General features: G+C 68.5%; 11 protein-coding genes. 3 read left to right on the top strand and 8 right to left on the bottom strand.

Annotated elements, in window-relative coordinates; all coding sequences use genetic code 11:
* Positions 1-45: 45 nt before the first annotated feature.
* The 8 genes from ACNQQL_RS10690 to ACNQQL_RS10655 form a co-directional block, all read right to left on the bottom strand.
* A complete protein-coding gene (locus tag ACNQQL_RS10690; protein WP_072438591.1) occupies positions 46-1398 on the bottom strand; it encodes an LLM class flavin-dependent oxidoreductase in 1353 nt (450 codons plus the stop codon).
* 7 nt (positions 1399-1405) lie between these two features.
* Complete coding sequence (locus tag ACNQQL_RS10685) at positions 1406-2455, bottom strand: LLM class flavin-dependent oxidoreductase (protein ID WP_347064091.1); 1050 nt, start codon at positions 2453-2455, stop codon at positions 1406-1408.
* A gap of 52 nt (positions 2456-2507) precedes the next feature.
* Positions 2508-3449 carry an ABC transporter substrate-binding protein gene (locus ACNQQL_RS10680; protein WP_347064090.1) on the bottom strand — a complete coding sequence of 314 codons (942 nt, stop codon included), beginning with the start codon at positions 3447-3449 and terminating at the stop codon, positions 2508-2510.
* Positions 3450-3502: 53 nt separating this feature from the next.
* Positions 3503-4063, bottom strand: coding sequence for a GNAT family N-acetyltransferase (locus ACNQQL_RS10675; RefSeq protein ID WP_204423005.1), 561 nt, complete (start codon positions 4061-4063; stop codon positions 3503-3505).
* Positions 4064-4379: 316 nt separating this feature from the next.
* Positions 4380-4589: a type II toxin-antitoxin system MqsA family antitoxin gene (locus ACNQQL_RS10670; protein ID WP_416392592.1), complete on the bottom strand. Its 210-nt coding sequence runs from the start codon at positions 4587-4589 to the stop codon at positions 4380-4382.
* 31 nt (positions 4590-4620) lie between these two features.
* On the bottom strand, positions 4621-5655 hold the full coding sequence (locus tag ACNQQL_RS10665; protein WP_347064089.1) for a succinylglutamate desuccinylase/aspartoacylase family protein: 1035 nt from the start codon (positions 5653-5655) through the stop codon (positions 4621-4623).
* 253 nt (positions 5656-5908) lie between these two features.
* Entirely contained in the window at positions 5909-6181 is a 273-nt protein-coding gene (locus ACNQQL_RS10660) for a hypothetical protein (RefSeq protein WP_347064216.1), read from the bottom strand.
* Between the two features lie 255 nt (positions 6182-6436).
* Complete coding sequence (locus ACNQQL_RS10655) at positions 6437-7987, bottom strand: diguanylate cyclase domain-containing protein (protein WP_347064088.1); 1551 nt, start codon at positions 7985-7987, stop codon at positions 6437-6439.
* Between the two features lie 535 nt (positions 7988-8522).
* On the opposite strand from ACNQQL_RS10655, the gene ACNQQL_RS10650 reads away from it, so the two are divergent.
* Genes ACNQQL_RS10650 through ACNQQL_RS10640 form a run of 3 tightly spaced genes read left to right on the top strand, consistent with a single transcriptional unit; the run spans position 8523 to position 13353 of the window.
* Positions 8523-11414 carry a xanthine dehydrogenase family protein molybdopterin-binding subunit gene (locus ACNQQL_RS10650; RefSeq protein WP_347064087.1) on the top strand — a complete coding sequence of 964 codons (2892 nt, stop codon included), beginning with the start codon at positions 8523-8525 and terminating at the stop codon, positions 11412-11414.
* Positions 11411-12097: a (2Fe-2S)-binding protein gene (locus ACNQQL_RS10645; protein ID WP_347064086.1), complete on the top strand. Its 687-nt coding sequence runs from the start codon at positions 11411-11413 to the stop codon at positions 12095-12097. Before ACNQQL_RS10650 ends, ACNQQL_RS10645 begins: the two co-directional genes overlap by 4 nt.
* On the top strand, positions 12094-13353 hold the full coding sequence (locus ACNQQL_RS10640; protein ID WP_347064085.1) for a cytochrome c: 1260 nt from the start codon (positions 12094-12096) through the stop codon (positions 13351-13353). Before ACNQQL_RS10645 ends, ACNQQL_RS10640 begins: the two co-directional genes overlap by 4 nt.
* Positions 13354-13409: the final 56 nt, after the last annotated feature.

The following is a 13409-nucleotide window of genomic DNA, read 5'->3' as shown; positions in this document are numbered from 1 at the left end:
ACCCGGGCGGCGCGGCACGTCAGCCCGTGGCCGGGCCGCGGTGGGTCAGGCGTGCGCTTCGGCCGCCGCTTCCTGCGACGCGCCGGGCACCGCGTGGCGGCTCGCCTTGCGCGGCAGGCCGAGGTGGTCGCGCAGCGTCGCGCCGGGCAGGTCGCGGCTGTAGCGGCCGCGCGCCTCGAGCACCGGAATCACCAGCTCGACGAAATCGTCGACGCCTTGCGCCTGCACCGGAAAGCCGAGGATGAAGCCGTCGCCGGCGCCCGCGTCGTGCCAGCGGATCAGCTCGTCGGCGACATGCTCGGCCGTGCCGATGAAGTTCGGGCGCGGCGTCGCGACCGCGAGCGCCGTCTCGCGCAGCGACAGGCCCTTGTTCTTCGCGTCGGCCTTGATCCGGTCGGTGGTCGAGCGGAAGCTGTTGCGGCCGAGCTCGCCGAGTTCCGGGAACGGCGCGTCGAGCGCGTATTGCGTGAAATCGTGGTGATCGAAATAGCGGCCGAGATACGCGAGCGCCTCGTCGATCGTCAGCAGGTCGCGGATCGCCTGGTATTTGTCTTCGGCCTCGGCGGCCGTGCGGCCGACGATCGGCCCGACGCCGGGGAAGATCTTCACGTCGTCGGCTTGCCGCCCGTGCTCGACCGCGCTTTGCTTCACGCGCCGCGTGAACGCGGCTGTCTCGTCGAGCGACGGCGAATGCGTGAACACCGCGTCCGCATACTTGCCCGCGAGCCCGATGCCGGTGTCGGACGAGCCGGCCTGGAAGATCACCGGCTGCCCTTGCGGCGAGCGCTGGATGTTCAGCGGGCCCGCGACCTGGAAGAAGCGGCCGTGGTGATCGAGCGTATGCAGCTTGGCGCGATCGAAGAAGCGGCCGGTCGCGCGGTCGCGCACGAACGCGTCGTCGTCCCAGCTATCCCACAGGCCCTGCACGACGTCGAGGTATTCGTCGGCGATCTCGTAACGCAGTTCGTGATCGGGATGCGCCTTGCCGAAATTTTTCGCGGTGCCTTCGAGCGGTGTCGTCACGACGTTCCAGCCCGCGCGCCCGCCGCTGATCGCGTCGAGCGACGCGAGCTGGCGCGCGACCGTGAACGGCTCGCTGTACGACGTCGAGATCGTGCCGGCGAGCCCGATCTTCTTCGTCGCGACCGCGAGCGCCGACAGCACCGTCAGCGGCTCGAAGCGGTTCAGGAAATGCGGGATCGACTTCTCGTTGATGTAGAGGCCGTCCGCGACGAACGCGAACGCGATGCCGGCGGCTTCCGCCTTGCGCGCGATGCCGATCGCGAAGTCGAGGTTGATGCTCGCGTCCGGCGGATTGCTCGGATGCCGCCATGCGTTCATGTGGCTGCCTGCGCCTTGCAGCATCAGGCCGAAGGGGATCGATCGTCGGGTCGTCATGGGAGCGTCACGCGTTCTGGTCAGGGGAAAGGGAGCGGTCGGCCGCGAGGGCCGCTTGCAGCGGTGTTGCCGACAGCGCGCCGCCGAGCCATTCGGCCGACGCGAGCCGCGCCGCGTAGTCGGTCACCGGCGAATCGATCACGAATGCATCGACGTCGAGCCGCCGGCTCAGCGCATCGAGCGCGCGGTGCACGCGCTCGGGCGTATCGGCCAGCACGGTCGGGCGCAGCTCGTCGATCCGGTAGTCGGACGCGCCGCTTTGCCGCGCGAATTCGGCGGCCGCCTGCGCGCTCGCCAGGTTGAAACTCTGCCCGCCCGCGAACTGCAGCTTGAAGATCTTCAGCGGCCCGATCAGCTGCTCGGCCTCGTCGCGCGTCGGTGCTGCCACCGCGTACAGCGCGACGAGCGGCCGCGTGCCGCCCGCGCTGCGGTACGCGTCGAGCGAGCGTTCGAGATTCGCGTCGTCGCCGTTGAAATGCCCCGCGTAGCAGAAGCGCCAGCCGTTGCGCGCGGCGAGCGCGCCGCTGTCCGGCGAGCCGCCGAGCAGGATGCGTTCGGGCGGCTGCGGCGGCACCGGCATCGCGACCGCGCCGGCGAGCGGATGATCTTCGGCGACGCCCCAGCCGAGAAACGCGTCGAGTTCCGCGAGCTGGCCCGCGAAGTCCGGCTTGCGCGCCTTGTCGTGGAACCACTGCAGCGCGCGCGTGGTCAGCGGCAGCCCGCCGGGCGCCTTGCCGATGCCGAGATCGACGCGGCCCGGCGCGAGCGCGGCCAGCAGCTTGAACGATTCGGCGACCTTGAACGGGCTGTAGTGCTGCAGCATCACGCCGCCCGAGCCGACGCGGATGCGCGACGTCCGCGCGAGCAGGTGCGCGACGACGATCTCCGGCGCCGAGCTCGCGAAGCCCGGCGTGCCGTGATGCTCGGCGACCCAGAAGCGCTCGTAGCCGAGCTGTTCGGCGCGCTGCGCGAGCGTCGTGGTGAAGCGCAGTGCGTCGGCGGCGCTCGCGCCGTCGGCGATCGGACTCTTGTCCAGCAACGAAAGCGAATAAGACATGGTGAGCGGCATTCCTGCGTGAGGCGTGGATGGACGGGGGCGCGCGCGACGCTCAGCTCTTCGGCAGCCCCGGCGGATTCGTGCGCGACTGGTCGATTGCTTCGGACGCGAGGTTCCAGCGGTCGAGCACCTGCTGGTAGCGGCCGTTCTTGATCAGCCCGTTCAGCGCGACGGTCAGCGGCTCGGCGAGCCCGCTGCCGCGGCGCGTCGCGATCGCGATGTCGGCCGTGCGCGGCCAGCCGCCGCTGATCGCGCCGACGAGCCGCGTCTTGCCTTGCTGCGCGCTTTGATACGCGAGCACCGAGTTCACGCTGAACACGGCATCGGCGCGGCCCGACTGCACGGCGACGATGCGCATCGCCTGGTCGTCGTAGTACTGGATCTGCACGGGTTTCAGCCCGTGCACGACGTTCTCGCGATCCCACGCGAGCAGGATCTTTTCCTGGTTGGTGCCGGCGTCGGTCACGACACGCAGCCCCGCGACATCCTTCGGCTCGCGGATCGCCTGGATCTTGCTGTCGTTGCGCACGTAGAAGCCGACCAGATCGTGGCGGTACGACGAGAAATCGAATTTCTGCTTGCGCTCCTCGGTGACGGTCACGTTCGAGATCACCGCGTCGACTTTCCCGGATTCGAGCGCGAGCGGCCAGTCGGCCCATGCGAGCGCGACGATCTTCAGCTTGCGGCCGAGGCTGTCGGACACGAGCTGGCCGACGTCGGCGTCGAAGCCGACCACCGTGCGCGCGTCGGTCGCATACGAGCTGATCGGCGGCAGGCTCGGCGCGATGCCGATCGTCAGCGTGCCGGGCTCGGCGAACTTGAACGACGCGGGCACCGCGCGTTCGACCGCCGCATCGGCTGCGCCGCGCGGGCGGCCGCGCTGCTCGGGGCTCAGGTCGAACGTCGCGGCGGCCGCGGCGAATGCGGTCAGGCCGATCAGCGCGGCGGCCAGCGTACGGATGGCACGGGAAGAAAGCGGTACGGCTCGTTGCATGAAAACGTCCTGTTGTTGTGTCGTAGGGAGCGGAGTCGGGTGGAGCAGTGGGCTCAGCGCGGCAGCGCCGGCTCGGGCAACGGCGCCCACAGGTCGGCGAGCGACGCCGTGCGCGACGGGTCGGCGAGATCCTTGCCGAACCGCAGGTGGAAATACGCTTCGGGGTCGATCGACGAATCGAACAGCCGCGTATAGCCGGTGCGGTCGTACAGCGCCCACGCTTCGGGCTGGCGAAAACCGGTGGTCAGGTACAGGCGTCGATAGCCCTGCTGCGCGGCGCGCAGCTCGAGCGCTTCGACGATGAGCCGCGCGAGGCCCTGACGGCGCAGGTCCGTGCGCGTCCAGATGCGCTTGAGCTCGGCGGTCTGCGCGTCGTAGCGCTTGAACGCGCCGCCGCCGATCGTTTCGCCGTCGCGCAGCAGCAGCACGAAGGCGCCTTCGGGCGGCGCGAACAGTTCGGCCGGGTAGCGCGCGAGTTCGTCGCGCGCGGATGCGCGGCTGTCGGGGCGGTACGCGTCGTAACGGGTCGAATACTCGTCGATCAGCGCGTCGATCAGAGGCTGCGCGCGGACGTCGAGCGGCGTCGTGTCGATGAGGCGGTCGTTCGTGGCCATGGGCATCGCGAAGGGCGCGCGATGCGGACGTTCCGTTCGGGGTGCGGGCACATGGCCCGTCCGGTCTGTTCCGTTATCGCGGCGCGGTTGTCGTGATGACGGCGGCCGATGCGCATCCTGCGATGCATGCGGCCGGCCGCCGCCGTTTTGAACACGTTAGCGGCGCGGCCGGCAAAGGCGAACGAAGCAATTTCGATAAGGATTTCGCGGCAGGCGTCAGAAGGCTTGCAGCGGGAGTGGGGTAGGGGCAAGCCGAATGGGGCGCTCCGTGCTGGCGCGCCCGTTTGATGAATGCGGGGCGACGGATGACGCGCGGCTACGTCGCCTGACCTCGTATCTGTGTTGCGAACCGTGTCACCGCTTCGCCGAGGCGGCTTGCATTTTCGATGTCCAGCACGGATTCCTCGCATGCAGGGCAGAAGTCGCGGGTGATGCGCGGTATGACGGTGGAGTGACCTTGGCAGGTGTACGGAATGTCACGCGTGTCACGGATCAGTTGCGCGCCACCGCAGGCAGGACATTTCATGTTCGTGATTTCCTGAACGATAGGATCTGACTCATTGGCCGACGCTCGGCGCAGCCGACAACTCCGCCAGCTGAAACAGGCAATCGCCGCGCCGCACCTGCGCGGGCACGCGCTTGCACACCACTTCGCCGTCGCCGTTGAACCGGTGCAGCATGGGTTCGCGCAGCGGCGTATCGGGGAAATGCACCCACGCGGCAGGCTGTCCAGCCTTCACCTGGTCGCCGAGTTCGACGAGCGGCTCGTACAGCCCGCGCTCGTATGCATAGACGAAGTGGCGGTCGCCATCGACGCGCATGAAGCGCGTGACGGTCGGCGGTGCATCGGGCACGAGCGCGCCGCGCAGCAGGCCGATATAACCGAGGTAGTGCAGCAGCCCGTGGCGGCCGAGCCTGATCAGCGACGGATCGGCCATGCCCGCGCCGCCCAGTTCGGTCACGATCGAGATCGCGCCCTGCCGGCGCGCGGCCGATGCCGAATGCACGGGGTTCGGCGCGTGCAGCAGCGCATTCGGCAAGCCGAACGCGACCAGCAGCCCGTTGAGCTTCGCGGCTTCGTCCGCGTCGAGCGGATCGATCGCGAGCATGTTGCCGCCCTGGTACAGCAGCGAGCTGCCGCCCGAATGCAGGTCGACCAGGTACTGCGCACGCGACAGCAGCGCGTGCTCGATGTAGTGGGCGATCATCTGCGTCGGTGTGCCGGTTGGATCGCCGGGGAAACTGCGGTTCAGGTTGCCTTCGTCGAGCGGCGATACGCGCAGGCCCGCGTCTGCCGCGGGGAAATTCGCCATCGGCAGCAGGATCAACTGCCCGCTGACCATCTCGGGTTCGATCTCGCGCATCAACTGCGACACGATGATCTGGCCTTCGTATTCGTCGCCGTGGTTGCCCGCCATCACGAGCGCGACCGGGCCGTCGCCGTTGCGGATCGACGCGATCGGGATCGGCAGCCAGCCATACGCCGAGCGGTGCACGGAATGCGGCAGCCGCAGGTAGCCCGCGTGCTTGCCTTGCGCGTCGAGATCGATTTCGCAGTGGATGGGGTTTCGCTGTGAGGAAGGGGCGGTCATGGCGGCATCGTTCGATGAACGGAATCTGCCATCTTATCGGGAAACGACCGCCACGCGGCGCGTGGGGAGCGCGCAACGCCGACCGCCCTCAACCGGCATGAGCGCGGATGCGCATGGCGAGCCGAATTTCCGATACGCGAAACCGCGCGCGATGTTGCATCGGTGAACGCATGCCGCCGCGCGGCCGGCCGCATTCATGCGTCAAATTTCGCGCCGATCCCTTGCCGCAGCAGGGCCGGCGCGCGCGGCCGGCTCAGCGGCCCGATGTTTCAGCTTCGAGACGTCCTTCTTCCCACAATGCCCAGAAACGGCTGCCGGCGCGATACGGATTCGCGCGCCGCGCGCCGTAATCGGTGACGCCCTGGCGAAACGCGCCGTACAGCGTCAGCGGCGGATTGTCGACGCACGCGGCTTCACGGGCGTGCGTGCGGCGCTCGAAAACGAGCCGCCGGATCAGGGACGCGCCGTCGATCACGGTTTGTTCGTCGATCGTTTCGGTTCTGGCGAGGACTTCGACGGTATTCATGTTGGGCTCCCTGAAACGTTCTTTCCCCATCAAGGAGCAATAAGAATGCCAACCACGAAATGTCGGCCGCTGCATCGATCGTGCAGGCTTCTGCGGTCAACGTAACGGGTGGCGAGCGGCGATGTTACGGAACACGTCACGTGACACGCGAGCGCGGCGCGACGTGCGAACACGCAACGCGTTTCGGAATTGAATCGCCGGGAGGATGCGGCCGGTAGTGGAAACGACGATGAACGGGCTACGCGTGCTGTCGGATCAGCTGGCGGTGACCGGCGCCACGCGGCGGCTGCCGTTCGAATAGAAGCGGTAGATGCCCTTGCCGGCCGACTTCGCGTCGTACAGCGCGCTGTCGGCCTGACGGATCAGTTCGTCGGGGGAGCCGTGCCCGTCGTCGAGCGCGATGCCGATGCTGATCCCGAGGCTGACGATCTTGCCGATCGACAGCGTATACGGTGCCGAGATCTGCCGGATGATGCGCGCGGCGAGGATCGAGCACGCGTGCATCGTCGTATCGTCGATCGCGACCACGAATTCGTCGCCGCCGATGCGCGCCGCAAGCTCGCCGGGCGGCAGCGTCTTGCCGAGCCGCTCGGCGACCTGCGTCAGCACCTCGTCGCCGGCCTGGTGGCCGAAGCGGTCGTTGATCGCCTTGAAGCCGTCGAGGTCGAGATACATGACGGCGAGCGACGGGCCCGGCATGCGCGGCCGGTGCGACAGCATCCGCTTGAGCCGGGCATGCAGTTCGTGGCGGTTCGGCAAACCCGTCAGCGCGTCGTGCCGCGCGAGATGCCGGATGTGCTGCTCGGTCTGGCGGCGCGCGGTGACGTCCTCGACGATGATCACTGCATTGCCGTCCGGCACGCGGTGGCGCGTCAGTTCGAGTTGGCGGCCGTCGGCGAGCACGATGTCGAACGGCTCGGGTTCGTCGCGGGTCAGCCAGACGTCGCACTGAGCGGCGAGACCGGCGCCGCCGGGATCGCATATGGCGTTCGCGCCGAGCGCCGCGACGACGTCGGCCAGCCGCGTTTCGAGCATGATCTCGCGCGGCGAGCCGAACAGCTGCGCGGTGCGGCGGTTCGCGACGATCACGCGGGTCTCGCTGTCGATCATGCACAGGCCGTGCGGCATGTAGGTGAGTGCGGCGTCGAAGTGCGCGACGAGTTCGGCGTTGCGCTGGCGCGCGGCGATCAGCGCGACGAGCACGCGGTAATGGCGCTGGACGACCGTGCGCATGGCCGCGAGATAGATCGCGAGCGGCGGCAGCAGCAGCCACGCGCCGGGCCGGTCGGCCAGCAACGCGCCGAGGCCGATCGGCAGCACGCCGAGCGTGACCTGCGTTATCGCGAGCCGCGGCAGCGCCGAATTGCGCGACGCGATCCCGCCGAACACGCCGCCCGCGACCATCACCGACAGCGTGCCGAGCTCGACGTCGACGGCGTCCACGCAGCCCATCACGCCGAGGCCGAGCACGTAGCATGCGGCGAGCGACACGGGCGCATAGCGCCTCGCCCAGTATTCGGCGCGATCGTCGCCGGCGTCGCGGTGCACCGTGTACGCACGCGCGATCGCGAGCCGGGCGGCGAGCAGGCCGACGTCGACGATCAGCCACACGAGACACCAGAGCTGCTGCAGCCGGATCAGCGCGACGGCCGCGACGAAGCCGCTCGCGAGCCCGGACATCGCCATCGGGCGAATATCTTCGAACAGCGTGACCAGCATCGACGGGCGCAACGCCGCCGTGACACGGTGGTTGCCGGAGGAGGGTGTGGCGAGAACGGAGTTCAGGATTGATGCCCTGACTGCCATGGTTTTTGACCTCGACACGAGTCGCGATGGCTGGCGGCGCCCGCACGGCACGTGGCGGAGGCGCCGGCAAGCCGGATACGCGCGACATTACCATGAAACACGGGCGGCGCGGGGTGCCCGGACGCATGGCAGGCGCAGTTCATCGACACTGAACATCGCGCCGGCCGCAAGTCGTCAACCACGCCTGCGAAATTGTTGCGCATTCGAAGGGGGCAGGCAGGATCGTTGCGAACGGAACAATGTACGGCGGCCGATCGGAGACCGGCCGCGATGCGTGGCGCGTTTGCCCGTCGGGTGCTGTCGATGCCGGCCGAAGCCGGTGCGACGGGGGGCAAACGCACGCAAATCGCCGACGCATTGCGCACCCCGCGACCACGCGCCGCACCTCGGCTGAATCCCGTTATAAGAAATTCAATAAGTATTTCATGCGGGAAATACTATAGGCGATATATCTAAAACAATGCCAGAATGCGCGCCGCTCCGAACGCCGCGACACCCGATCGCCGATCGAGCCGCATCAGGAGGTTCCCCCCAAATGAAAAACCACGGCCTGTCACGGCGGGGTTTTCTGAAAGCCAGCGTGCTGGCGGGCGTCGCGGTGTATGTCGCGCCGCTGGGCAGTCGCGCATTCGCGGCGCTCTTCGAAGAAAAACTCCTCACCCCCGTCAAATGGGATAGCGTCACCGGCATCCCCCAATTCCGCATCGACGGCATCGCGAAGGTCACGGGCTCGAAAGTGTTCGCCCGCGACGTCCGCGCGGCCGACATGCCGCACTGGCCGCAGCAGCAGTCGCATGCGCTGATCCTGCGCGTCACGCAGGCCGACCGCACCTACGAAGGCTTCGACCTGTCGCAGCTCGGCGACGACCTGAAGCCGGACCGCGTGGTCACGGCCGACGATCTGGTGCGCGACGGCGTCGCGTTCCCGGCGTTCTACGGCGACGACATGCTGTTGCCGGCCGGCAAGACGCCCGCGTATCTCGGCCATGCGGTCGCGATCCTCATCTATCACGACTTCGCGCGCTTCCGCTTCGCGAAGAACGCGCTCAAGTTCCGTGACGACGTGATCCGCTACGGCGCGGTCACGGGCCCGCTCGAGCGCGATCCGTGGGGCACCTTCCGCTACGTGCGCGTAGGCGGCAAGACGGCCTACGACGACGACGTCTATTCGAGCCTGAAGGATGCGCCGATCTTCCCGAGCATGATGCGCAAGCATCTGCCGGTATGGCCGGACGGCAAGGAGCACGGCAAGCTCGACGAGCAGGGCATGTTCCTCGCGGGGCAGATCGCCGCCGAGCTCGACCATCCGACGGCCGACTGGCTCGTGTTCGATCGCGAGTACAACACGCAGTCGGTCGATACGGCCGCGCTCGAACCCGACAACGCGAACTGCTGGTACGACGCCGCGACGCAGTCGCTGCATCTCGTCGTGCCGACGCAATCGCCGCTCGAAGTGGCGGAGAACGCGGCCGCGATGGTCGCGAAAACCCGCTTCCCGGTGAAGAAGCTGTTCGTGCATCCGTGCTATACGGTCGGCTACGGCTCCAAGGATCACTTCAACGTGCCGTTCTACGGGCTCGTCTGCGCGCTGTACGCGGACGGCCGCCCGGTGCGTTTCGCGAACGATCGCTACGAGCAGTTCCAGACGTCGCTGAAGCGTCACGCGTTCAGGATGCGCTACCGGATCGCGGTCGACCGCAACACCGGCCTGCTGCAGTCGTTCAAGGGCGACTTCGAGGCGAACGGCGGCGGGCGCTCGAACTTCTCGCCGTCGGTGGCGATGGTCGGCGCGACGGCCGCGCAATCGATCTACTACTTCCCGAAGAGCGACCTCGCGGCGGTGGCGATCGCGTCGCGCGCGATCGACGCCGGTTCCGCGCGCGGCTACGGCACGCTGCAGAGCATGGCCGCGACCGAGATGGCGATCGACGAGATCGCCGCGCAACTGAACCTCGACCCGATCGATTTCCGGCTGCGCAACGCGCTGCGTTCGGGGATGAAGAACACGCAGGGTGCGATTCCGGCCGGCGCGCTGCGCGTCGACGAAGTGCTGGAGCGAGCGAAGCAGCATCCGCTGTGGACGCGCCGCGCCGCGCGCAAGGCGGAATTCGAGGCCGCGAACCCGGGCAAGCGCTACGGCGTCGGCTTCGCCTGCGTGCAGAAGGATTTCGGCACGGGCGCGGAAGCGTCGTTCGCGAAGGTCGAGTTCGACGAGCACGGCAAGGTGTCGCTGCAGCACACGGCTGCCGAGATCGGCACGGGCATGTCGACGTCGCAGGCCGTCGCGGTCGCGAAATGGCTCGGCCGTCCGGCGACCGAAGTACGGGTTGCCGTGACCGAATGGCCGGACCTGCCGGTCGAGACGAGCGGCGATCCGTACATCATGTCGCAGGCCGACCAGGATCGGCTGAGCGCGAACCCGCGCTGGTCGCCGAACTATGCGTCGCCGTCGAGCGCGACGAATTCGGCGTACTACTTCACGCACAGCACGCGCGAAGCCGCGCGCGCGGTGTTCCGCTACGGGCTGTGGCCGGCCGCGATGTCGATCTGGACGCGCGGCCTCGGCGGCGGCCAGGCCGCGCCATACACGATCCGCATCGAGGACGCACGCTGGGTCGACGGCAAGCTGACCGCCGACGGCCTCGAGCCGCTGACGTTCGAACAGCTCGCGAAGCAGGCGCATGCGCTCGGCCTGCCGACCGGCGCCGTCGTGCACGTGTTCAACCGCTGGCAATGGACCGAGGCCGAGTTCGAAGTGGGCGGCACGGTCGAACGCCTGCCGATCGACGGGCTGTCGCTGCGCGTCGGCGCGCCGAAGACGGGCGACAAGACGGGCGATAGCAGCGGCCCGGTGCCGGGCACCGCCGCACCGGCCGGCGCGACCGCGATGCGCGGCACGCTGCCGCCGACCGCGAACGGCTACCGCGTGCTGGACCGCAAGCGCGTGTTCATCCCGCCGACGAGCCGCAACAACGCGGCCGTCACGTACTACACGGCTGTCGGCACGCTCGTCGAGCTGGCCGTGCACGAAGCGACCGGCAAAGTCGAACTGCTCACGCACCACTCGATCATGGAATGCGGCAACCAGATTTCGCCGCAGCTCGTGTCGGGCCAGTTGCAGGGCGGCCTCGCGATGGGCATCGGCCATGCGCTGCATGAATATCTGCCGCTCTACGAGGACGGCCCCGGCAACGGCACGTGGAACTTCAACCGCTACCCGTTGCCGCGCGCATCCGACGTCGCCGTATGGTCGCAGACGGGCGACATCCTGCCGCCGCTGTCCGAGACGGATCCGCCGAAGGGCGTCGCCGAAGTGGTGATGATCCCCGTCGTCGGCGCGATCGTGAACGGCATCGCGCACGCGATCGGCCATCGTTTCACCGACCTGCCGGTGACCCCGCAAAAGATTCAGGAGGTGCTCGCATGACGACCACCCAAACCGCGGCTTCGGCCGCGAGTGCCAGCGCGGCTGCGACCGGCGCTTCCGCGCCGAACGCGGCTTCGGCCGCGCCGGCATCCGCTCCGGCTGCTGCGCCCGTCGCCGTAGAGCGTCCGCTCGTCCGGTTCCAGCAGAAGCCGCTGTCGGTCAACATCAACGGCAAGGCCGTCGGCCCGATGCAGGTGCCCGAAGGGCTGATGATGATCGAGTTCCTGCACGAATACGCAGGCCTCACCGGTTCGCGGCTCGGTTGCGGGCAGGGCATCTGCCACGCATGCGTCGTGATCGTCGACAAGCCGGACGGCACGAGCGAGGAAATGCGCACCTGCATCACCGGCGCGCACTTCTTCCACGGCCGCTCGATCCGCACGATCGAAGGCCACGCGAAGCGCAACGACGCGGGCGAAGTGGTCGAGCTGTCGCCGATCCAGCAGAAGTTCCTCGAGCACTTCAGCTTCCAGTGCGGCTACTGCACGCCGGGCTTCGTCAACGCGGCGACCGTGCTGATCGAGCGCCTGAAGCGCGAGCCGATCGCGAAGGCCGACGTCGAACGCACGATCACCGACGCGCTCGACGCGCACATCTGCCGCTGCACGGGCTACGTCCGCTACTACGAAGCCGTGAAGGACGTGGTGCTGACGACGCCGGGACTCGTGAAGGACGCCGCATGAAACGCACATTCGCCCATCGTGTCGCGCGTGCCGCGGGCCTGCCCGCGCTCGCGGCGGCCTGCGCGCTGCTGCTCGCCGCCTGCGGCGGCCATGACGCGCCGGCCTCGAACGTCGCATCCGGCGCGCCCGGCGCCGATCAGGTCGCGCGCGGCCGCTATCTCGTCAAGGCCGCCGACTGCGCGGCGTGCCATACCGCGAAGGACGGCGCGCCGTTCGCCGGCGGCGCGAAGCTCGATTCGCCGTACGGCACGTTCTATGGCTCGAACATCACGCCCGACAAGGATCACGGGATCGGCAGCTGGAGCGCGGACGATTTCTACGCCGCGCTGCACGACGGCAAGGCGCCGTCCAAGCGGCTGTATCCGTCGATGCCGTACACGTCGTACCGGCAGCTCACGCGTGCCGATACCGACGCGATGTACGCGTACCTGATGAAGATCAGGCCGGTCGCGCAGGAAAACCGCGCGCACGAGCTGAAGTTCCCGTACAACCTGCGCTTCGGCATGGCCGTGTGGGATCTGTTGTTCCTGAAGGACAGCCTGCCGGACGCGTCGGCCGGGCAATCCGCCGACTGGCAGCGCGGCCGCTATCTGGCGAACCCGCTCGGTCACTGCGCGGAATGCCACACGCCGCGCACGTTCACGGGCCAACTGGACAGCGCGAAGCCGCTTGCCGGCGCCGCGCTCGGCCGCGTGGCCGCGCCTGACATCACGCCGGCCGGCCTCGCCGCGCGCGGCTGGACGGGCACCGACCTGCAGGCGTTCTTCGGCGTCGGCATCGCGCCGCAAGGCTCGGCGTTCGGCGAGATGTATCCGGTCGTGCACCTGAGCACGCAGATCCTGACGAAGGACGACCTGCGCGCGCTGTCCGTGTACCTGCTCGGCGATACGCCGCCCGCGCCGCAGCCCGTGAAGCCGGTGTCGGCCGACGCCGCGCAGCTCGCGGCCGGCCGCTCGGTATATCTCGCGGTGTGCGCGGGCTGTCACGGCTTCAACGGCGAAGGCAAGCCGCACGTTGCGGTGCCGATGAACGGCAACTCGACGGTGCGTCAGGGCGATCCGCGCAACCTGCTGGTCGCGATGCTCGACGGCATCGACGAGCAGAAATTTGCCGGCTTCGAAAACCTGCAGCCGATGCCGGGTTTCGCACGCACGCTGAGCGATGACGAACTCGCACAGCTCGCGAACTACCTGCGCGCGACGTGGGGCGGCCAGCCCGCGAGCGTCACGCCGGCCGACGTGAAGGCGATGCGTTAAGTCCAGGTCACGCCGCAGGGCGGGGCGTCGCGCGCGATGCGGCCGGTTTCCGGTGC

Origin of the sequence: Burkholderia sp. LFS061, from assembly GCF_047978125.1 — a bacterium.
Taxonomy (GTDB): Bacteria; Pseudomonadota; Gammaproteobacteria; order Burkholderiales; family Burkholderiaceae; genus Burkholderia; species Burkholderia pyrrocinia_C.
This window is presented reverse-complemented; position numbering and strand designations above follow the sequence as displayed.

Bases quoted from the DNA above. Each gene is read 5' to 3' on its own strand.
- ACNQQL_RS10665 (WP_347064089.1), bottom strand. From the start codon at position 5,655: ATGACCGCCCCTTCCTCACAGCGAAACCCCATCCACTGCGAAATCGAT.
- ACNQQL_RS10650 (WP_347064087.1), top strand. From the start codon at position 8,523: ATGAAAAACCACGGCCTGTCACGGCGGGGTTTTCTGAAAGCCAGCGTG.
- ACNQQL_RS10685 (WP_347064091.1), bottom strand. From the start codon at position 2,455: ATGTCTTATTCGCTTTCGTTGCTGGACAAGAGTCCGATCGCCGACGGC.
- ACNQQL_RS10690 (WP_072438591.1), bottom strand. From the start codon at position 1,398: ATGACGACCCGACGATCGATCCCCTTCGGCCTGATGCTGCAAGGCGCA.
- ACNQQL_RS10640 (WP_347064085.1), top strand. From the start codon at position 12,094: ATGAAACGCACATTCGCCCATCGTGTCGCGCGTGCCGCGGGCCTGCCC.
- ACNQQL_RS10670 (WP_416392592.1), bottom strand. From the start codon at position 4,589: ATGAAATGTCCTGCCTGCGGTGGCGCGCAACTGATCCGTGACACGCGT.
- ACNQQL_RS10680 (WP_347064090.1), bottom strand. From the start codon at position 3,449: ATGCAACGAGCCGTACCGCTTTCTTCCCGTGCCATCCGTACGCTGGCC.
- ACNQQL_RS10655 (WP_347064088.1), bottom strand. From the start codon at position 7,987: ATGGCAGTCAGGGCATCAATCCTGAACTCCGTTCTCGCCACACCCTCC.
- ACNQQL_RS10660 (WP_347064216.1), bottom strand. From the start codon at position 6,181: ATGAATACCGTCGAAGTCCTCGCCAGAACCGAAACGATCGACGAACAA.
- ACNQQL_RS10645 (WP_347064086.1), top strand. From the start codon at position 11,411: ATGACGACCACCCAAACCGCGGCTTCGGCCGCGAGTGCCAGCGCGGCT.
- ACNQQL_RS10675 (WP_204423005.1), bottom strand. From the start codon at position 4,063: ATGGCCACGAACGACCGCCTCATCGACACGACGCCGCTCGACGTCCGC.